General features: G+C 68.9%; 18 protein-coding genes. 12 read left to right on the top strand and 6 right to left on the bottom strand.

Annotated elements, in window-relative coordinates; genetic code table 11:
- Nucleotides 1-158: 158 nt before the first annotated feature.
- The 4 genes from LPA45_RS15700 to LPA45_RS15715 all read left to right on the top strand — a co-directional run bounded on the left by LPA45_RS15700 (nt 159) and on the right by LPA45_RS15715 (nt 4,586).
- Complete coding sequence (locus tag LPA45_RS15700; RefSeq protein WP_317922272.1) at nt 159-1,349, top strand: glycosyltransferase; 1,191 nt, start codon at nt 159-161, stop codon at nt 1,347-1,349.
- 44 nt (nt 1,350-1,393) lie between these two features.
- A complete protein-coding gene (locus tag LPA45_RS15705; protein WP_317922270.1) occupies nt 1,394-2,542 on the top strand; it encodes an acyltransferase in 1,149 nt (382 codons plus the stop codon).
- A 213-nt stretch (nt 2,543-2,755) separates the two neighbouring features.
- Entirely contained in the window at nt 2,756-3,406 is a 651-nt protein-coding gene (locus LPA45_RS15710; protein WP_317922268.1) for a putative colanic acid biosynthesis acetyltransferase, read from the top strand.
- A 10-nt stretch (nt 3,407-3,416) separates the two neighbouring features.
- On the top strand, nt 3,417-4,586 hold the full coding sequence (locus tag LPA45_RS15715) for an acyltransferase (RefSeq protein ID WP_317922266.1): 1,170 nt from the start codon (nt 3,417-3,419) through the stop codon (nt 4,584-4,586).
- A gap of 94 nt (nt 4,587-4,680) precedes the next feature.
- Here the strand turns inward: LPA45_RS15715 and LPA45_RS15720 are convergent, their stop codons facing one another.
- The gene (locus LPA45_RS15720) at nt 4,681-7,098 is read right to left on the bottom strand and encodes a hypothetical protein (protein ID WP_317922264.1); all 2,418 of its coding nucleotides are present in this window, start codon (nt 7,096-7,098) and stop codon (nt 4,681-4,683) included.
- A 424-nt stretch (nt 7,099-7,522) separates the two neighbouring features.
- Here LPA45_RS15720 and galU point away from each other — a divergent pair, with 424 nt between their 5' ends.
- Nucleotides 7,523-8,527 carry a UTP--glucose-1-phosphate uridylyltransferase GalU gene (gene galU / locus LPA45_RS15725; RefSeq protein WP_317922262.1) on the top strand — a complete coding sequence of 335 codons (1,005 nt, stop codon included), beginning with the start codon at nt 7,523-7,525 and terminating at the stop codon, nt 8,525-8,527.
- Nucleotides 8,528-8,640: 113 nt separating this feature from the next.
- On the opposite strand, the gene LPA45_RS15730 is transcribed toward galU, so the two are convergent.
- The gene (locus tag LPA45_RS15730; protein WP_317922260.1) at nt 8,641-9,090 is read right to left on the bottom strand and encodes a GDP-mannose mannosyl hydrolase; all 450 of its coding nucleotides are present in this window, start codon (nt 9,088-9,090) and stop codon (nt 8,641-8,643) included.
- A gap of 162 nt (nt 9,091-9,252) precedes the next feature.
- On the opposite strand from LPA45_RS15730, the gene LPA45_RS15735 reads away from it, so the two are divergent.
- Nucleotides 9,253-10,041 carry a 5'-methylthioadenosine/adenosylhomocysteine nucleosidase gene (locus tag LPA45_RS15735; RefSeq protein ID WP_116320239.1) on the top strand — a complete coding sequence of 263 codons (789 nt, stop codon included), beginning with the start codon at nt 9,253-9,255 and terminating at the stop codon, nt 10,039-10,041.
- Nucleotides 10,042-10,090: 49 nt separating this feature from the next.
- Here LPA45_RS15735 and LPA45_RS15740 read toward each other — a convergent pair whose 3' ends face one another.
- Nucleotides 10,091-10,336 carry a hypothetical protein gene (locus LPA45_RS15740; protein WP_116320240.1) on the bottom strand — a complete coding sequence of 82 codons (246 nt, stop codon included), beginning with the start codon at nt 10,334-10,336 and terminating at the stop codon, nt 10,091-10,093.
- Between the two features lie 168 nt (nt 10,337-10,504).
- Between LPA45_RS15740 and hemA the strand changes: the two genes are divergently transcribed.
- From hemA to LPA45_RS15770, 6 genes are all read left to right on the top strand, one after another.
- Nucleotides 10,505-11,809 carry a glutamyl-tRNA reductase gene (gene hemA / locus LPA45_RS15745; protein WP_116320241.1) on the top strand — a complete coding sequence of 435 codons (1,305 nt, stop codon included), beginning with the start codon at nt 10,505-10,507 and terminating at the stop codon, nt 11,807-11,809.
- 110 nt (nt 11,810-11,919) lie between these two features.
- Nucleotides 11,920-13,002 (top strand): peptide chain release factor 1, encoded by a 1,083-nt coding sequence (prfA, locus tag LPA45_RS15750; protein WP_116320242.1) that lies wholly within the window; start codon nt 11,920-11,922, stop codon nt 13,000-13,002.
- A 180-nt stretch (nt 13,003-13,182) separates the two neighbouring features.
- Complete coding sequence (locus LPA45_RS15755; RefSeq protein WP_116320243.1) at nt 13,183-13,509, top strand: hypothetical protein; 327 nt, start codon at nt 13,183-13,185, stop codon at nt 13,507-13,509.
- Between the two features lie 140 nt (nt 13,510-13,649).
- The gene (prmC, locus tag LPA45_RS15760) at nt 13,650-14,522 is read left to right on the top strand and encodes a peptide chain release factor N(5)-glutamine methyltransferase (RefSeq protein ID WP_233528168.1); all 873 of its coding nucleotides are present in this window, start codon (nt 13,650-13,652) and stop codon (nt 14,520-14,522) included.
- Between the two features lie 118 nt (nt 14,523-14,640).
- Nucleotides 14,641-14,952 (top strand): Grx4 family monothiol glutaredoxin, encoded by a 312-nt coding sequence (grxD, locus tag LPA45_RS15765; RefSeq protein WP_116320245.1) that lies wholly within the window; start codon nt 14,641-14,643, stop codon nt 14,950-14,952.
- A gap of 7 nt (nt 14,953-14,959) precedes the next feature.
- A complete protein-coding gene (locus LPA45_RS15770) occupies nt 14,960-15,610 on the top strand; it encodes a UbiX family flavin prenyltransferase (protein WP_116320246.1) in 651 nt (216 codons plus the stop codon).
- Nucleotides 15,611-15,693: 83 nt separating this feature from the next.
- On the opposite strand, the gene LPA45_RS15775 is transcribed toward LPA45_RS15770, so the two are convergent.
- The 3 genes from LPA45_RS15775 to LPA45_RS15785 all read right to left on the bottom strand — a co-directional run bounded on the left by LPA45_RS15775 (nt 15,694) and on the right by LPA45_RS15785 (nt 18,730).
- On the bottom strand, nt 15,694-15,888 hold the full coding sequence (locus LPA45_RS15775; protein ID WP_116320363.1) for a hypothetical protein: 195 nt from the start codon (nt 15,886-15,888) through the stop codon (nt 15,694-15,696).
- A 146-nt stretch (nt 15,889-16,034) separates the two neighbouring features.
- The gene (locus LPA45_RS15780) at nt 16,035-17,552 is read right to left on the bottom strand and encodes an aldehyde dehydrogenase family protein (RefSeq protein ID WP_116320247.1); all 1,518 of its coding nucleotides are present in this window, start codon (nt 17,550-17,552) and stop codon (nt 16,035-16,037) included.
- The gene (locus tag LPA45_RS15785) at nt 17,549-18,730 is read right to left on the bottom strand and encodes a saccharopine dehydrogenase C-terminal domain-containing protein (protein WP_116320248.1); all 1,182 of its coding nucleotides are present in this window, start codon (nt 18,728-18,730) and stop codon (nt 17,549-17,551) included. Before LPA45_RS15785 ends, LPA45_RS15780 begins: the two co-directional genes overlap by 4 nt.
- Between the last annotated feature and the right edge of the window lie 40 nt (nt 18,731-18,770).

Consider the following 18,770-nt stretch of genomic DNA (forward strand, 5'->3'; position numbering starts at 1 on the left):
GCAGAATGGCGCTTGCCGACGCCAGCGCGCTGCTACGGTTGCCTCCATGGATAGCGATTCACAGCGATTCATAGCCATTCACAGCGATCCGCGCACGCCGACATCCACGAACGGCATCGGGCAACGCAGCGCCCGCAGCCGGCCACCAGGGAATGACCATGCCCGATGCCAGCCTCTTCATCATCGAACCTGACTTCTCCGGCCACCGCTGGCGCTACGTGGAGTGGGCGCTGCAGGCCTATGCCGAGGCGGGCCGGCATTGCGTGATGGTGACCGACGCCGCCAACCTCGGGCATCCGCTGGCACAGGCGCTGCAGTCCGGCCGCCATCCCGGCTGCACGCTGCTGGCACTGCCGCTGCCGCCCGACGCCGGACGCGGCGCCGGGCGCATCGCCTACGTCAGCTACTGGCGCATCTTCCGGCACCTGTACCGGCAGGCCTGCGCCGCGCACCGCGCAGGGCTGGTGCTGGTTCCCTATGCGGACTATTTCCTGTGGGCGCTGCCGCTGCTGGGGTCGCCGTTCGGCGCCACGCCGTGGCTCGGCATCACCATGCGCGCCGGCTTCCACCATCATCGCGTGGGCGTGCGCGCGCCGCGCCAGCCGCTGGTCAATGCGGTCAAGACCCTGCTCTTTCGCCGCGCGCTGCGCACGCCGGGGCTGAAGACGCTGCTGTCGATCGATCCCACCCTGCCCGCCTGGCATGGCGACCGCAGCGGCGCGGCGCTGACCTACCTCGCCGACCCGAGTCCCGACATGACGCCGGCCACGCGGGCGGCGGGACGAGCCCGGCTCGGGCTGACCCCGGACAGCGGCCCGGTGCTGCTGGTCTACGGTGCCATCACCGCGCGCAAGGGCATACGCGAACTGGTCTGCGCCCTTGCCACCCACCGCGCCGCGCCGCGGCTGGTGGTGGCCGGTGCCCAGGACGACGAGATCCGGGCGTGGCTGCCTGCCGCGGCCGCAGGCCTGTCGCCGCCGCCGCTGGTGCTGGACCGCTTCATCCCGGAGCCAGAGGAAGCGGACCTGTTCTCCGCCTGCGACGCGGTGTGGCTCGGCTACCAGGGCCACTACGGCATGAGCGGCGTGCTGGTACAGGCCTACCGCTTCGGCAAGCCAGTGCTGGCCACGGCGGACGGCCTGATCGGCTGGTTCTGCGGCGGCCGCGACCTGGGCCCGGTGATGGACGACCTGTCGCCCGTGGCCATCCATCGCGCGCTGGACCAGCTCATGCAACCGCCCTCGCCTTTACCCTCTCCCCGGCCGGCAGGCACCGGCTCGCATGCGCACCTGCTGGCGCGCCACACCGTCACCGAATTCAAACTGACGCTGCGCCGCGCGGCGGCATAGCCGCGGCGGCCCCGCGCGGGCCGCCCAGACCCGAGGAGCTGACCATGCCACTTCCACCTGCGGCGGGAACACCCGAGCCCGCACGCCTGCGCGAACTCGATTTCATTCGCGGCCTGGCCATCATTGCCGTGATGGGCATCCACTTCCATACGGTCAACACCGGCAGCACGCTGGTGTGGCTGCTGGAATATCCGCTGAAGAACTTCGGCCGCGAAGGCGTCACGCTGTTCTTCACGCTCAGCGGCTTCCTGGTCGGCGGCCTGCTGATGCGCGAGCTGTCCGAGCGCGGCACCATCGACGCGCGCCGCTTCATCATCCGCCGCATGTTCAAGATCTGGCCCGCCTACTACGCGCTGATCCTGTTCCACGCCATCGTCGGCCGTCACCCGCGCGACAGCTTCCTGCTGCAGAACGTGGTGCACCTGCAGAACTACATGGGCTCAAGCATTGCGCAGACCTGGAGCCTGGCGGTGGAGGAGCACTTTTACCTGCTGCTGCCGCCGGCCCTGCTGCTGGCGGCGCGCCTGCGCCTGGGACCGCGCACGCTGCTGTGCCTGCTCGGCGCCGCCTGCGTGGCGGTGCTGGCCGGACGCACCGTGGCGGTCGGCGCCGGCGAGATCCAGGCGGCCTACGTCTACACGCACTACCGCGTCGACAGCCTGCTGTTCGGCGTGATGCTGGCGATCCTGTACTGGCTCCTTCCCGGCCACTACCGCAAGCTGGCCACGCGGCGCGCCTGGCTGATGCTCGCGGTGGCCACGCTGCTGGTATGGCTGGTGTTCCTGCAGGACGAGATCACGGTCGAAGAAAGCATCGGCTTCACCATCCAGTCGATCGGCTTCAGCGCGCTGATCGTGCTGGTGCTGGAACATTCGGGCCGGCTGCGCGACACGTTCCCTTACCGCTGGGTGGCGTGGGTGGGGCTGTATTCCTACGGCATCTACCTGTGGCATACCGTCGCGCGCGCGCCCGGCAAGATCTTCATCGACACCGCGCTCGCGCACGGCGTGCCGCCGGTGGCAACGTGGGCGCTGGCCGTGGTGCTGCAGTTCGCCATCGCCATCTGCGCCGGCTACCTGACCACGCGCGCGGTGGAATTCCCGTTCCTGCGGCTGCGCGATGCGATCTTCCCCGACCGTCGCGCGGGCACCGAGCCAACGCCGCCGCGCGGCATGCAGCATCCGCTGCCCTAGTGAACATCGCGAACGTAGCAGCCGTGCATCGCCCGCCGGCATGGCACTAGTGCGCTGCCGCCAAAAGCTACGCCACGCGTGCCAATCACGCCGCGAGGCGCGTTGCGCCGCGAATGCCGGTCAATAATTTTCTGACGGGAACACAAGACTCGGCACCGAGACAGCCGCACGCCGGACAGCTCGATCCGGCGGCATATGAACGGGAGATCGAACATGGAAGGCGATGCAATCGCGCACCGGCCGGACGGCGCCACCCTGGCGCCTCCGGGCGGCAGCCGCATCATTGCGCTGGACCAGGCCGGCAAGGGCAACTACGAGCGCCGGCGCGGCCGGCTGGTCGAGGCACTGTGGTTCGTGCTGGAGGCAGCGGTCATCAACAACAAGCTGGTGCCCTTCTCCGCTGTGCGCGCGGGGCTGTTGCGCCTGTTCGGCGCGCGCATCGGCCGCGGCTGCCGTCTGATGCATCCGATCCGCGTCAAATATCCCTGGAACCTGGAAGTCGGCGATGCCTGCTGGTTCGGCGTCGATGTCTGGCTGTACAACCAGGACCGCATCCGCATCGGCTCGCACGTCTGCATCTCGCAAGGCAGCTTCCTCACCACCGGCTCGCACGCGGTCGACGGCAACATGGACCTGCAGGTCGCGCCGATCGTGATCGAGGACGGCGCGTGGATCACCTCGCGCTGCATCGTGCAGAAAGGCGTCACCATCGGGCGCTCGGCGGTGGTCACGCCGATGTCCGTGGTGCACCGCTCGCTCGCGCCCGCGGGCATCTACGGCGGCAATCCCTGCCGCTTCATCCGCAACCGCTTCGACGGCACCGGCCCCGAACGCAACGCACCCGACGCAGGCAACGCGTCCTGAGGAGACTGTCATGCGCGACCTGGCACATACGATCAGCGCCGAGCGCGGCCGCTCGATCGAGCTCGATTTCGTGCGCGGCGTGGCGATCATCATGGTGATGGGCATGCATTTCCACACCGTCACTACCGGCTACCCGCTGCTGGCCATGATCGAGTTCCCGCTCAAGCAGTACGGCCGCGAAGGCGTGAACCTGTTCTTCACGCTGAGCGGCTTCCTGGTCGGTGGCCTGCTGCTGCGGCAGTATGCGCAAGGCGGGCAGGTTGACGCGGGCCGCTTCATCATCCGCCGCATCTTCAAGATCTGGCCGGCGTATTACGCGCTGATCCTGTTCCACGTGCTGGTGGGCCGCCATCCGCCCGGCACCTTCCTCTACCAGAACCTGACGCACCTGCAGAACTACCTGGGCTCGTCGATCGCGCAGACCTGGAGCCTGGCGGTGGAGGAGCATTTCTACCTGCTGCTGCCCGCGCTGCTGTTGTTGCTCGGCCGCTGGCACGCCAGCGCCCGCGCCATCCTTTGGACGCTGGGCACGCTGTGCGCGGCGGTGCTGCTGGCGCGCTGCGCGGTAGCGGCAGGCAACCCGCATGCGGCCGCGTTCTACACGCAATACCGCATCGACAGCCTGCTGATGGGCGTGATGCTGGCCACGGTCTACTGGATGCTGCCCGACGCCTACCAGCGCCTGGCGCGCAACAAGGCGCTGCTGCTGGCGCTGGTGCTGGGGCTGGTGGCGTGGCTGGGCTGGTTGCAAAAGGCGCTGGCTGCCGAGGAAAGCGTCGGCTATACGATCCAGGCGATCGGCTTTGTCGCGCTGATCGTGCTGGTGCTGGAATACTCGGCGTCGCTGCGCAATGCGCGCCTCTATCGCGTGGTGGCATGGACCGGCGTCTACTCGTATGGCATCTACCTGTGGCATTCGCTGGCGCTTGCGCCCGGTGACTTCTTTATCCGCAAGGCGCTGGCCTTCGGCGCGCCGGTGCCGCTGGTGTGGGCCGCGGCGCTGGTGCTGCAGTTCGGGCTGGCCATCGGCATCGGCTTCGTGACCACGCGGGCGATCGAGTTTCCGTTCCTGCGGTTGCGCGATGCGCTGTTCCCGCCGCGGCAGCGCCGCGCGCCGGAAGCGGATGGCGGGACGGTGGAAGGGGCGGCTGCGATGCCGGGCAAGCGGCCGGCTGCCTGAGCAAATCGATCGAGCCAGCCGGTACGAGGGAAATGACGGGATGGAGGTGGCGCCGGCCGGGCAGCGATTCGTGCGAGCCGGCGTCGAAGGTGGGCTACTGCGGCACGTAGCCTTCCGGAGCGGTGGTGCGAGACTGGATCACGGAAGCGTTGGCTGACACCACGTAGAGTGGTGTTCCGGTCAGCTGCAGGTTGACCGTGCCATCGGTGTAGGGCACCGAGATTGCGTTGCCCATCATGTCGAGCACCGACACCTGGCCACTGGTGCCGGGCGCATCGACCCGCAGGCTGTACGGGATGCCGTAGGTGGTGCTGAAGCCCGCCGTCGCGTTCCAGTCCGCATTGTTGTGCGCCCACAGCGCGGTCACGACCTTGCCGCCACCCAGGCGCTGGAAGGCATAGCCGTAGGCGCCGGCAGGCAGGTCGGTCAGCGGGCCCAGCGTATTGGTGCCGTCGATCAGGCGCGTCATGGCCGCGACTGCCATGGCCGCCGGCTTGGGGCTGATCTGCGCCGGGCCGTAGCCGCCGTGCGCGTTCTCCAGGTCGAAGAACACGCCATAGCCGGCCTGGCCGCCGGCCTCGGGCGTGTCGCTGGCGTAGAAAACAAAGGTCACGTCGGCGCCCTCGCCCAGCAGGATCAGGTGCGTGCGCGCCACCACCGCGCCATGCCCGTACAGCACGTTGGGCGTGGGATAGGCCGGCCCGTAACGGGTGCCGATGTCATAGCTGATGCCAGTCTCGGTGACAAACAGGCGCGCGCCGCGCTTGAGCTGGCTGGCGACCGCGTGGCGCAGCTCGCGCATCGACGCTGGCAGCGCATTGGCGGCAGCGGCAGCGTCGCTGTCGCCCACCAGCCGTTCCGGCGGGTGCGATGGCGAAGTGCCGATGTCGTAGTAGCCGTGCACGCTGACGCCGTCCAGGTAGGACGCCAGCCCCTGCGGCACCAGCCGGTTCAGCCACTTGCTGTTCTCGCGCACCATCGCATTGGTGACACCCATCACGACAGCCGACGGGTCGGTCCCGTGGATGCCCTGCCAGGTGGCCCGGTACATCGCCACCAGGTTGGCATCGGTATCCAGCCACGGCAGGCCGCCGGCGTAGTCAGGCTCCCAGGTCACCTGGTAGTAGTTGGCCGACTGCGCCGGGAAGTACTGCCTGCGGATCCGGTCCGACTCCTGGCCCACGCGGCCCATGTAGTTCTGGTAATCCGCCAGCGACCTGGGCGCATAGCTGTGGGTCGCGGCGCCGGTCGGGCTGGCCCAGCCCGGGATGCCATCGAGCTGGATCAGCCGCATCAGGTCGCCGGGCTTGAAGAACCCGGCGAGCTGGTCCGCCTGCGCGGAAAACGTGTTGGGCCCGTTCGGCTCCATCTTGTACCAGTTGCGGTTGTCATTGACCCAACTCAGCCCCAGCGTGGTGTAGAGCGGCCGGTAGCCGTCGCCGGTGCAGCAGGCCTGTCCCGGCAGCAGGTAGGCCGCGCCTTGCCCGCCGAACCGGTGCAGGTCCTGGCGTGCGAACGTGGCGGCGGGCAGCACCGGCGACAGGTCGGGCAGCACGCCGAAGGTGGCGATGCCGTCGGGCCGCGTGCCGCGCGCGCGCAACCCGGTTTGTCCCGACCCCAGCGTGGCCGAGATGGCGAAATAGCCGGCCAGCGCCGACACGCATTCCAGCGTGGTGGTGCGCGCCCCGGCCGCTGCCGGGAAGCTGCCTTGCGCGCGCACGGTGCCCCAGGTGTCGGCGACCTGCCAGTTCACCACGTCGTCAGCGCCGGTGCGGGTAGTGATGTGCAGCTGGAAGGCTGCGCCCGCCGCCGCCATGCGGGTGCCGTCGCCGCCGGCGAAGTCGGCCTCGATGGCGTCGCCCGTGCCGCCCGCCGCCACGCTCGCGCCGGGCTTGTTGCAGCTGAGCACGGCGCGCGTGGGGCTGCCTGCGCTTGGCGTCGGCGCGGCGGGTTCGACGGTGTTGTTCGCATACCAGCAGCCCTTGGCGGCGCCGGGCGCGGGGTCGCCAAACACGCCGTTGTTGCAGCCCACGCCATCGGAGAAAGTCTTGGTCACGTACTGGGTGGTAGTGCCGTACTTGACCACGCGCGTGCCGGCGAAGCTGCAGAAACTGTTCTCGTTGCCGCAGGAGATCCAGCTGTTGTCCGTTGCCGCCGACGCCGCGGCCGCGTCATACCAGCAACTCTTGGCAGCGCCCGGTGCGGGGTCGCCGAAGACACCGTTGTCGCAGGGCGTGCCGCCGGTGAAGGACTTGATCACGTACTGGGTCTCGGTACCGTACTTGACCTGGTGGGTGCCGCTGAAGACGCAGGTCTTGTTCTCGGTCGCGCACAACGTCCACGCGTCTGTGGCTTCCACGGCCAGGCGCGCGCCGCCGCCCCCCTCGCCACCACCGCTGCCGCACCCGGACGGCACAAGCAGCAGCGAACACCACAGGAACAGGCTGGCGAACAGTGTGCGCAGGCGCGGCACAACTGCCGCGCTTGCGTTGGGGCTGGAACAGATCGTCATGGCTTCTCCATCGTTGGTCCCTGAGGTGATCGCTGAGCCGGTGCGTGGCGGGTGCGGTGGCAGCGCCGGCGCGTGCCAGCGGCGATGGATGCCGGGATGGTCGGGATGCCGCCGTGGCACCGGCAAGGTGTGCCGGGGTCCGGCCGGACAGGGGAAGGTCGCGCGGGCGCGGATCGGCGGCGTGCACGGTCGCCGCTCCGGCACTGTCCGGCCGGTCTCCGAAGCTTAGGCAGGGGCTGCCGGATCGATCGGCCAAAACCCTACCTCCAGCCGACGCACCGGCCAATGCGCTCCCGGTGGCCGAAATTGGCGAACAGTTGGCAGAACGCCACCCACCGCGCGCCATACGCTGCAATGACCGGCGCGTTGTTCACCCCGCGGGGGCGCCGGTGCCCAGCGTTCCAATCAAGAACAGGACAACGTCATGCACAAGGTCAAGAAAGCCGTGTTCCCGGTTGCCGGTCTCGGCACGCGATTCCTGCCGGCCACCAAGGCCAGCCCGAAAGAAATGCTGACAGTGGTGGACAAGCCGCTGATCCAGTACGCCGTGGAAGAGGCGATCGCCGCAGGCATCACCGAGCTGATTTTTGTCACCGGACGCAGCAAGCGCGCCATCGAAGACCATTTCGACAAGTCGTGCGAGATCGAGGCCGAACTGATGGCGCGCGGCAAGCAGCAGCTGCTGGACGTCGTGCGCAATATCAAGCCGTCGCATGTCGACTGCTTCTATGTGCGCCAGGCCGAGCCGCTCGGGCTGGGCCATGCCGTGCGCTGCGCCAGCAAGCTGGTGGGCGACGAACCGTTCGCGGTGATCCTGGCCGACGACCTGCTCGATGCGCCCACGCCGGTGCTCAGCCAGATGATCCGGGTGTTCGACCACTACCACAGCTCGGTCGTTGGCGTGGAGGAGATCGCGCCGGAAGACTCGCGCGCCTATGGCGTGGTCGCGGGCAAGCCCTGGGACGAGCGCGTGGTGAAGATGTCCGGCATCGTCGAGAAGCCCGCGCCGGAGCAGGCACCGTCGCGCCTCGGGGTGGTCGGCCGCTATGTGTTCACGCCGCGCATCCTTGAATACCTGCAGACGCTGACGCCGGGTGCCGGCGGCGAACTGCAGTTGACAGATGCGATCCAGGCATTGCTGGCCGAAGAACAGGTACTGGCTTACCGCTACCACGGCCGCCGTTTCGATTGCGGCAGCAAGCTGGGCTACCTGATGGCGACGGTGGAGTTCGCGCTGCGCCACGCCGAGGTGGCCGAGCCGTTCCGGCAATACCTGCATGACGAACACGCGCTGGCCTTGCCGGCCCACCTGGCCGCGCTGCCAGTTGCCGAAGGCGCCGCCATGGCGCAACCCGAGCCCGAATCCGCACGTGCCGGGGCGTCAAAGGCGGCGATCGCCGATGCCGCGCTTGCCGCCGCGGATGCCTAGTGTGCCGTGCGGCCGGACCCCCGCCGGCTGCCGCGGCGTGCAGGGCACTTGAGCCCGCCTTTGCGCGGGCGTCTTTTTTTGGCTGGCTTCGCGCGTTGCGTGGTGCTGATCTACTAGCGAAAATACGCGCGCGCGTTGTCGTGGACCGCTTCGTCCGCGAGGATCTGCGCCGGCGTCATCCAGCGGTATTCGCTGTGCTGGTCCGGCGGTGCGGCCAGCGCCATGCCGGGCACCTGCAAGGCATACGCCAGCACCACGTAATGCGTGCCGATGCCGGGCGCCCCGGCAAAGTTGTCGGGGTAGAAATGCTCGAAAGCGCCAAGCAGGCGCGCCGCGGCGCGCGGCATGTCGAGCCCCAGTTCATCCACCGCCACGCGCCGGAAGGCGTCGTCCAGGCGCTCGTCCTTGCGGATGCGGCCGCCCGGCACGAACCACGTGTCTTGCGCCGGCCGGTTCCTGCGGCGGCCCAGCAGGATGCGGCCGGCCGGCTCGGCCACCACCAGGTCGATGGCGACCAGCGGCGCGGTCCGCACTACGGAAAGGAAGTCGTCCTGGTTCAGCATGGCAGTGCAATCGCGGGGTGGTCACCACGGCAGTGTAAGTGGCAGTGCGCCCGCCGGGTGCGGTGGCAGGCGCCAGGATCCGGTCCGCGTCCGACAAAATTTGCGCAGGGCGGACGCCGCATGGCGCTAAGCTATCGGCTTTGCCACCGCCCCGCTGCAACCATGACCCTGGGAATCCTTGCCGCCATCCACGATGAAGTCGACGGCCTGGTGGCCGCCATGCGCCACGACGACAGCCGCGCCACGGTGCACACCATCGGCATGCGCGACTACTACGTCGGCAACCTGTACGGCCAGCCGTGCGTGCTGGTGCTGGCGCGCATGGGCAAGGTGGCGGCCTCGGCAACCACGGTCACGCTGATCCGGGAGTTCGGCGCCACCCAGGTGGTCTTCACCGGGCTGGCCGGCGGCGTCGGCGCCGATACCAGCGTGGGCGACATCGTCATCGCCGACCGCACCATCCAGCACGACCTCGACGCACGCCCGTTCTTCGGCCGCCATGAAGTGCCGCTGCTGGACCGCGCTGAATTCCCGGCCGACCCGGCGCTGACCGCGGAACTGGAAGGCGCGGCGGCGGATTTCCTGCGGCTCGACCTGGCCGCCGAGGTGCCGCCCGAGGTGCTGGCGCGCTTCGGCGTGGCCTCTCCGGCGCTGCACAAGGGCATGATCGCCAGCGGCGACCAGTTTATCGGCGCCCCGGCTGCGGTGGCGGAACTGCGCGGGCGCCTGCCCGGGCTGCTGGCGGTGGAGATGGAAGGCGCCGCGGTGGCGCAGGTTTGCCATGAATACGGCGTGCCGTACGCGGTCATGCGCACGGTTTCGGACCGGGCCGACGATACCGCCCATGTGGATTTCGCGGCATTCCTGAAGGAAGTGGCCAGCCACTATTCGAACGGCGTGCTGCGCCGGCTGCTGGCCGCGCGGGCCGAAGCGGATCCCGTGCGGACCTGACCTGGATCAAGCGGCGCGCAGATTCCCGACCGTCGCGTCAGTTCTGTTTTTACCGTCCGCGCGGCCGGACGGCACCCCAGACGCCCACCACGATCGCTGCGCCGGCGATCACAGCCAGCCAGCTGCCGAGCTGCCCGTCGATGAACAAGTGCAGTGCGCGGCCGCCGTAGAAAGCGGCTGCCGCACCCGCCGCGCCCAGCACCAGCGCGGCCGGCAGGGTCACGACGGGCCCTGCCGGATGCAGCCGGCGCGCCGCCAGTCCCACCAGCAAACCCACGATCAAGGTGCCCAGCATCCGCTTCTCCTGTGTAGCCTGAATCACAGCGGCGACCGGCCGCGCCGTAACAATACTTCAAACCTGCGCGCCTGCGACGCATACTGGGTATGCGCCTGCAATCTGTGGTGCCGGCGGTATAATGGCAACCGGTCCGGCCACGCCCCGGATCGTACCTGTCCCCAACAAATGCAACTGCTCGCGATCGGCATCAACCACACGACGGCACCTGTCTCGCTGCGCGAGCGGGTGGCGTTTCCGCTCGAGCAGATCAAGCCGGCTCTGGGCGCGTTGCGCGAGCACCTGTCCGGCCGCAGCGGCACCGAAGCCGCCATCCTCTCCACCTGCAACCGCACCGAGATCTACTGCGCCACCGACGTCCTGAAACCGGGCCAGGAAGGTTTCGAGCACACCCTGCGGTGGCTGTCGCAGCACCACAACGTGCCGGCCGGCGACCTGGCCCCGCACCTGTACGCGCTGCCGCAGTCCGAAGCGGTGCGCCATGCCTTCCGCGTGGCCAGCGGGCTGGATTCGATGGTGCTGGGCGAAACCCAGATCCTGGGCCAGCTCAAGGATGCCGTGCGCACCGCCGGCGAGGCGGGCTCGCTGGGGACGTACCTGAACCAGCTGTTCCAGCGCACCTTCGCGGTGGCCAAGGAAGTGCGCGGCCAGACCGAGATCGGCGCGCATTCCGTATCGATGGCCGCGGCCGCGGTGCGGCTGGCACAGCGGATTTTTGAAAGCGTCTCGACCCAGCGCGTGCTGTTTATCGGCGCGGGCGAGATGATCGAACTGTGCGCGACGCACTTTGCCGCGCAACAGCCGCGCCAGATCGTGGTGGCCAACCGCACCGTCGAGCGCGGCGAGAAGCTGGCCGAGCAACTGTCCGGCCAGGGCCTGACCGCGCAGGCGATCCGCCTGACCGACCTGGGCGAACGGCTGCATGAGTTCGACATCGTGGTGTCCTGCACCGCCAGCTCGCTGCCGATCATCGGCCTGGGCGCGGTGGAGCGCGCGGTCAAGCGCCGCAAGCACCGCCCGATCATGATGGTCGACCTGGCCGTGCCGCGCGACGTGGAACCGGAAGTCGCGCGCCTGGACGACGTCTTCCTGTACACCGTCGATGACCTCGGCGCGATCGTGCGCGAGGGCAACGCACTGCGCCAGGCCGCTGTCGCACAAGCCGAAGCCATCATAGAAAGCCGCGTGCAGAACTTCATGCACTGGCTGGAAACGCGCAGCGTGGTGCCAGTCATCCGCGAGCTGCAGACCAGCGGCGAGGCCATCCGCCAGGCCGAGCTGGAGCGCGCGCGCCGCATGCTGGCACGCGGCGACGACCCCGAGGCGGTGCTTGAAGCGCTGTCCGGCGCGCTGACCCGCAAGTTCCTGCACGGCCCGACCCACGCGCTGAACCACACCCAGGGCGAGGACCGCGAGGCGCTGCTGCGCCTGGTGCCGGGCCTGTTCCGCCACAGCAGCCACTCCGAGCGCTAGCCGCGCTCCCGTTGTGCCGCGCGCCGACCACGCCGGCACGCAGCCGCCGCCGGCATCCCGTCATCCGGCAGCCCCGGCCCTCCGTCCTACCCCAATTCCCCCGCATCCCGATGAAAGCCAGCATGCTTGCCAAGCTCGACCAACTGGCCGAGCGACTCGATGAAGTCAACGCCCTGCTCGCGCGCGAAGACGCGACCGCCAACATCGACCAGTACCGCAAGCTCAGCCGCGAGCATGCCGAGCTGTCGCCGGTGGCCGAGCAGTACGGGCAATATCGCCAGGCACAGGACGACCTGGGCACCGCGCAGGCGCTGCTGGACGATCCGGAGATGAAGGACTTCGCCGCCGACGAGATCGCCAGCGCGCGCGAGCGGCTGGAAGCGCTGGAACAGAGCCTGCAGCGCCTGCTGCTGCCCAAGGATCCCAACGACGACCGCAACCTGCTGCTCGAAATCCGCGCCGGCACCGGCGGCGAGGAAAGTGCGCTGTTCGCCGCCGACCTGCTGCGGATGTACACGCGTTATGCCGAGCGCCAGCGCTGGCAGGTCGAGATCATGAGCGAGTCCGAGTCTGACCTGGGCGGCTTCAGGGAAGTCATTGTGCGGATCGCCGGCGATGCCGCCTTTTCGAAGCTGAAGTTCGAATCCGGCGGCCATCGCGTGCAACGCGTGCCCGCCACCGAGGCGCAGGGGCGCATCCACACTTCCGCCTGCACGGTGGCGGTAATGCCGGAAGCCGACGAGGTCGGCGAGGTCGAGATCAACCCGGCCGACCTGCGCATCGACACCTTCCGCGCCTCGGGCGCCGGCGGCCAGCACGTGAACAAGACCGATTCGGCCGTGCGCCTGACCCACCTGCCCACCGGCATCGTGGTCGAGTGCCAGGACGACCGGTCGCAGCACCGCAACAAGGACAAGGCCATGAAGGTGCTGGCCGCGCGCATCAAGGACATGCAGACCCGCGCCGCCCAGGCAAAGGAAGCCAGCACGCGGCGCAACCTGATCGGCTCGGGCGACCGCAGCGACCGCATCCGCACCTACAACTTCCCGCAAGGCCGCGTGACCGACCACCGCATCAACCTGACGCTCTACAAGATCGACATGATCATGGACGGCGACATGAACGAACTGCTGTCGTCGCTGGCCGCGGAACACCAGGCAGACCAGCTGGCAGCGCTCGGCGAAGAGACCTGAGCGGCGCCCCGGCCGCTTCCTGCACGAACAGCGCGTAACGTCACACAAGACTTTGTATTTCTTGTAAATGCTTGAAACAGCACTGGTAGGGGTAAACGCGCTGTCTATAATCGATTTCGACCGGCAAACGGAGAATGGTGCCGGGTAAGTCTCTCCCAAAACACTTCCTAGGACGAAATCATGAAAAAACTGCTCGCGCTGTTGATGATCACCGCGGCCATGGCCGCTTGCAGCAAGAAGGAAGAAGCCCCCGCAGCTTCCAGCGCCGACAGCGCCATGCAAAGCGCCGCTGAATCGGCCAAGGCCGCCGCCAGCGACGCCGCGGCAGCAGCCAGCAGCGCTGCCGACGCCGCCAAGGCTGCCGCCAGCGATGCCGCTTCGAGCGCGCAGGTTGCCGCCGAGAAGGCCAAGGAAGAAGCCGGTAACGCCATGGCCAATGCCAAGCAGGCAGCCAAGGATGCCGTCAATGCCGGCGCCGACAAGGCCAAGGACAGCGTCAATAAGTAATCGTCCCGGCGGGGGCTTTATGCCGCCCGCCTCCGATGGGCGGTACACTTGGCGAAACGCCGGAAGTCCCGCCTCAAAGCCCCGCCAGGCCCTGCGCCGGTGGGGTTTTTTGTGGCCGGCAACAGAACCGTCCCTACCCGATGTCTTCCCCCGATACTGCCGCGCTACCGGCCACGCCAACGCTGCGCGAAGCCCAGACCCTCGCCGCCATGGTGGGCCTGCCCACGCTGGAAGCGCGCATGCTGCTGACGCACGTGACCGGGCTCAGCCGCACGCAACTGATCACGCGCGATACCGATACGCTCACGCTGGCCCAGCGCGATGCCTTTGCCACGCTGCTGGCGCGGCGGCTGGCGGGCGAGCCGATGGCCTACCTGATCGGCGAGCGCGAATTCTTCGGCCGCAAGTTCCGCGTCACGCCCGATGTACTGATCCCGCGCCCGGACACCGAGATCGCCGCCGAAGCCTCGCTGGCCCGGCTGGCCGACGTGCCCCGCCCGCTGGTGCTGGACCTGGGCACCGGCTCGGGCATACTGGCGGTGACGCTGGCGCGCGAACGCACCGATGCGCAGGTGTGGGCCACCGATATCTCGGCCGGCGCGCTGATGGTGGCGCAGGACAACGCCAGCGCGCTTGGCGCCGACCGCATCCACTTCCTGGTATCCGACTGGTACGCGGCGCTGCCGCCGGCGCTGCGCTTCCACCTGATCGTCAGCAACCCGCCCTATATCGCCGCGGGCGACCCGCACCTGGCCGAGGGCGACCTGCGCTTCGAGCCCATCGACGCGCTGACCGACCACCAGGATGGCCTGTCCGACCTGCGCAAGATTGTCGACGGTGCGGCGGAACGCTTGCTGCCGGGCGGCTGGCTGCTGATGGAGCACGGCTTCGACCAGGCGCAGGCCACGCGCGCGCTGCTGCAGGATGCCGGCTTCACCGACGTCTTCACCGCGCGCGACCTGGCTGGCCAGGAACGCTGCACCGGCGGACGCCGGTCCGGAGCGCAACCCTGAAGCCCGCCGGCGATTCCGGTAAAATCGCTGGCAGATTCCCGCCGTGCGCCTGGCCGCGCGGCATCCCTTCTCCCAGGCGGCGCCAGTTCGGCGGCGCCACCCAACCGAAAAGCAGACCATGAGCGACGTGCAGCAAAAGATCGACCAGATCGTCAAGGGCAACCCGGTAGTCCTGTTCATGAAGGGCACCGCGCAGTTCCCGATGTGCGGCTTCTCGGGCCGCGCCATCCAGATCCTGAAGGCCTGCGGCGTCGACGCGCCGACCACGGTCAATGTGCTGGACGACGACGGCATCCGCCAGGGCATCAAGGAATACGCCAACTGGCCGACCATCCCGCAGCTCTACGTGAACGGCGAGTTCGTCGGCGGCTCGGACATCATGATGGAGATGTACCAGAACGGCGAACTGCAAACCCTGCTGAAGGGCTGAGCCCGCCATGCCCGTGAGCGCCGCCCCGCCGGCAACGGCGGGGACCGTACCGCCGCGGCGGCTGATTGTCGCGATCACGGGCGCCACCGGCGCCATCTACGGCGTACGCCTGCTGCAGGTGCTGCGCGCGGCGCCCGGTGTGGAAACCCACCTGCTGATCTCGCCGGCCGGCGTGATGAACCTGCAGCACGAGCTGGACATCGGCCGTGCCGAGGTGGAAGCGCTGGCGCACGTCGTCCACAACGTGCGCGACATCGGCGCCACCATTGCCAGCGGCTCGTTCCGCGCGCACGCGATGGTGGTGGCGCCCTGCTCCATGCGCACGCTCGCAGCGATTGCGCATGGCCTGTCCGATAACCTGATCACGCGCGCCGCCGACGTCACGCTGAAAGAGCGGCGCAAGCTGGTCTTGATGGTGCGGGAAACGCCGCTGAACCTTGCGCACCTGCGCAATATGACGGCGGTGACGGAAATGGGCGGGATCGTGTTCCCGCCGGTGCCGGGCTTCTACCAGAAGCCGCAAAGCATTGCCGAGCTGGTGGACCATACGGTCGGCCGGGTGCTGGACCTGGTCGACCTGCCTGAGATCGGCCAGACGCTCACGCCCAGCTGGGGCGGGCTCAACGCCCGGCCCGGTGACGCGGCGAGCGGCAACTGAACGCTGCTGCCGGGCTCCCCGCCGTTGCTTCAATCCTGTCTACTTTGCCGCAACCTCCGGCAATCGCGGCCTTACCGTTGTCATTACCAGCGACGATAGCCACGGCCGTAGTAGCCGTAGCCGCCGTAGTAGTACGGCCGCGGCGCGACCACGACCGGCGCGGGGGCTACATAGACCGGCGCGGGTCCCAGGGCGGGGCCAGCGGGGGTGGGATAGACGGCGCAGCCGCCCAGCAGGGTGACCGAGGCCGCCGCGGCAGCCATTCCAATCGTCAGCAGTTTCATGGTGTGTTCCTAGGGGACCTCGCGGCCGGAAGCGGGCATGTGCCTGCCCTGCTGACGTTATACGGGCAGCTTGCGTAATACGGCGTCAAAGGCGTGTAAGGCTTGTTACCGTTCCCTACGGCGCCGGTGCCATCCCCCTCTCAGATCTCGAACTTTATCCCCTGCGCCAGCGGCAACGAGTCGCCGTAGTTGATGGTGTTGGTCGCCCGGCGCATATACCCCTTCCACGCATCCGATCCCGACTCGCGCCCGCCGCCGGTCGCCTTCTCGCCGCCAAAGGCGCCGCCGATCTCGGCGCCGCTGGTGCCGATATTGACGTTGGCGATGCCGCAGTCGCTGCCCGCCGATGACAGGAAGCGCTCGGCCTCGCGCATCGACTCGGTGAAGATGCACGACGACAGCCCGTGCGCGGCGGCATTGTTCAGCGCGATCGCTTCGTCGAAGCTGGTGTACGGCATCAGGTACAGGATCGGCGCGAAGGTCTCGGTCAGCATGGTGTCGTGCTGCACGTCGGTCATCACCAGCGCCGGCCGCACGTAGCAGGCGTGCGGGAAGCGCTCGGCCAGCAGCCGTTCGCCGCCGGTGACGATATTGCCTTGCGCGCGGCACGCGGCGAGCGCGTTGGCCATGGCATCGCCCGCGGCGTTGTCGATCAGCGGTCCGATCAGCGTGCCATCGTCAAGCGGGTCGCCGACCGGCAACCGGTCGAACACCGTGACCAGCCGGCTGGCCATGGTATCCATCAGGTCGGCATGGACGAAGCAGCGGCGCAGCGTGGTGCAGCGCTGGCCCGCCGTGCCCGCCGCGGCGAAGGTAATGGCCCGCACCGCCAGCTCGATATCGGCCGAAGGCGCGACGATGGCCGCGTTGTTGCCGCCCAGCTCCAGGATGCTGCGCTTGAACTGCCCGGCGCAGGCGATGCCGACCTCGCGGCCCATGCGGGTCGAGCCGGTCGCGCTGACCAGCCGCACCGCCGGGTGTTGCACCAGGTGGTTGCCGAGCATGCGCCCGCCCGGCATGACCGCGGTGATGCCGGCATGCTGCGGCGCGGCCGCGGCCAGCACGCGCTCAAGCAGCCCGTGCGCGGCGAGCGCGCACAGCGACGCCTTCTCCGACGGCTTCCACAGCACGCCGTTGCCGCACACCAGCGCCAGCGCCGCGTTCCACGCCCACACCGCCACCGGGAAATTGAAGGCCGAGATCACGCCGCACAGGCCGTACGGGTGCCAGGTCTCGCGCATCGCGTGTTGCGGGCGCTCGGAGGCGATGGTCAGCCCGTGCAGCTGGCGCGACAGGCCCACGGCGAAGTCGCAGATATCGATCATCTCCTGCACCTCGCCCAGCCCTTCCTGCAGGATCTTGCCGGTTTCCAGCGACACCAGCCGGCCGAGCGCGGGCTTGTGCTCGCGCAGCACTTCGCCGTAGCGCCGCACGATCTCGCCGCGCGCCGGTGCCGGCTGCAGCGCCCAGGTGCTCTGCGCCGCGTGCGCGCGTGCAACCAGCGCGTCGGCCTGCGCCGGCGTGCAGGCAGGCACATGGCCGATGGCCTCGCCGTCGACCGGCGAGCGCACCGTCACCGTGCCGGCCGGCGTGCCGTCCTGCCAGGGACGCGGCAGCCCCAGCGAATCCCAGCAGGCAGCAAACTCTTGCGCTTTCATACGAGGGTCTCCTGCAGCGGATGCTGCGTGTAGTGGCGGCCGAAGCGGTTGTTGAGGAAGGCGTCGAGCGGCATCGCCTCCTGGCGCACGAAGCCAGCCTGCGGCAGCGCGCCGGTGGCCACCATGTCCAGCGCGGTGCAGATGCCCGCCGCGGTGGTCAGCTGGATCGCGTTGACATGCCCGCCCTTGCCATCGACCCCGCCGATGCGCGTCGAGAACGATGCCTGCGTCAGCGGCCCGCGCCCGCGCTCGCCGCCGGCGGGGTAGCCGGTGGCCGTGGCGAACACGATCACCACGTCCTGCTCGGTCACCGGGATGGCGCGGTCGAAGATATCGCGCAGCCAGTCGCGCCGCTCGCGCAGGCGCAGGTCGTTGAGCAGCAGTTTCATCAGCGCGCAATGGCCGGGATAGCGGATGGACTTGTAGTCGACGTGGCGCGCACGCCCGGCCAGCGTCTCGGGCAGCGTGCCGAGGCCGCCAGATGTATTAAAGGCTTCGTACTCGATACCGTCCAGCGCGAAGCTCTCCAGCCCTTCCAGCGCCGGCAGTTCGACGCGGCGGCCGTCGACGATGGCTTCGCACGGGTTGCAGTACTCGTTGATCAGTCCCTCGGTGCTCCAGGTCAGGTTGTACTTGAGCGCGTTGCTGGGATAGCGCGGCAGCGCGCCGACCCGCATCTGCAGGTCCAGCAGCTCGCCTCCGCCACGCAGGAAGCGCCGCGCCAGGTCATGCCCGACCACGCCGATAAAGCCCGGCGCCAGCCCGCACTGCGGCATCAGTACCGAGCGCGCGTTCTGCGCCAGCTGGCGGATGGCGTGGGTAGCGGCCACGTCCTCGGTCAGGTCGAAGTAATGCACGCCCAGGCGGGCCGCGACCGAAGCCACGGCGATGGCGGCGTGGAACGGCAGCGCATTGAGCACCGCGTCGGCGCCGGCCAGCAGCGCGGCGCAGGTGCCCGGCTCGGTGGGATCGCCGGCGCGCGCCAGCACGCCGCGCGGCAGGCCGTCGAGGCGGCGCGCGTCGTGGTCGACCACGCTGACGCGGTAGTCGCCGCTGTCATGCAGCATCGCGGCAATGGTGCGCCCGATCTTGCCTGCGCCCAGCACCGCCACATGCAGCGGGCGGTTTGCCTTGGGCAGGTCTGGCGGGGCCTGCCGGCCCAGGTTCGAGGGTTGCATGGTGTCTCCGTCCACAAGAAAGGTTGTCCCGTGACTGGAG

Source organism: Cupriavidus sp. Agwp_2 (genome assembly GCF_040784895.1).
Classification (GTDB): domain Bacteria; phylum Pseudomonadota; class Gammaproteobacteria; order Burkholderiales; family Burkholderiaceae; genus Cupriavidus.

What these genes read in the sequence shown, in the direction of transcription:
- LPA45_RS15700 (WP_317922272.1), top strand. Translation starts at nt 159, where the DNA reads ATGCCCGATGCCAGCCTCTTCATCATCGAACCTGACTTCTCCGGCCAC.
- LPA45_RS15705 (WP_317922270.1), top strand. Translation starts at nt 1,394, where the DNA reads ATGCCACTTCCACCTGCGGCGGGAACACCCGAGCCCGCACGCCTGCGC.
- LPA45_RS15710 (WP_317922268.1), top strand. Translation starts at nt 2,756, where the DNA reads ATGGAAGGCGATGCAATCGCGCACCGGCCGGACGGCGCCACCCTGGCG.
- LPA45_RS15715 (WP_317922266.1), top strand. Translation starts at nt 3,417, where the DNA reads ATGCGCGACCTGGCACATACGATCAGCGCCGAGCGCGGCCGCTCGATC.
- LPA45_RS15720 (WP_317922264.1), bottom strand. Translation starts at nt 7,098, where the DNA reads ATGACGATCTGTTCCAGCCCCAACGCAAGCGCGGCAGTTGTGCCGCGC.
- galU (WP_317922262.1), top strand. Translation starts at nt 7,523, where the DNA reads ATGCACAAGGTCAAGAAAGCCGTGTTCCCGGTTGCCGGTCTCGGCACG.
- LPA45_RS15730 (WP_317922260.1), bottom strand. Translation starts at nt 9,090, where the DNA reads ATGCTGAACCAGGACGACTTCCTTTCCGTAGTGCGGACCGCGCCGCTG.
- LPA45_RS15735 (WP_116320239.1), top strand. Translation starts at nt 9,253, where the DNA reads ATGACCCTGGGAATCCTTGCCGCCATCCACGATGAAGTCGACGGCCTG.
- LPA45_RS15740 (WP_116320240.1), bottom strand. Translation starts at nt 10,336, where the DNA reads ATGCTGGGCACCTTGATCGTGGGTTTGCTGGTGGGACTGGCGGCGCGC.
- hemA (WP_116320241.1), top strand. Translation starts at nt 10,505, where the DNA reads ATGCAACTGCTCGCGATCGGCATCAACCACACGACGGCACCTGTCTCG.
- prfA (WP_116320242.1), top strand. Translation starts at nt 11,920, where the DNA reads ATGAAAGCCAGCATGCTTGCCAAGCTCGACCAACTGGCCGAGCGACTC.
- LPA45_RS15755 (WP_116320243.1), top strand. Translation starts at nt 13,183, where the DNA reads ATGAAAAAACTGCTCGCGCTGTTGATGATCACCGCGGCCATGGCCGCT.
- prmC (WP_233528168.1), top strand. Translation starts at nt 13,650, where the DNA reads ATGTCTTCCCCCGATACTGCCGCGCTACCGGCCACGCCAACGCTGCGC.
- grxD (WP_116320245.1), top strand. Translation starts at nt 14,641, where the DNA reads ATGAGCGACGTGCAGCAAAAGATCGACCAGATCGTCAAGGGCAACCCG.
- LPA45_RS15770 (WP_116320246.1), top strand. Translation starts at nt 14,960, where the DNA reads ATGCCCGTGAGCGCCGCCCCGCCGGCAACGGCGGGGACCGTACCGCCG.
- LPA45_RS15780 (WP_116320247.1), bottom strand. Translation starts at nt 17,552, where the DNA reads ATGAAAGCGCAAGAGTTTGCTGCCTGCTGGGATTCGCTGGGGCTGCCG.
- LPA45_RS15785 (WP_116320248.1), bottom strand. Translation starts at nt 18,730, where the DNA reads ATGCAACCCTCGAACCTGGGCCGGCAGGCCCCGCCAGACCTGCCCAAG.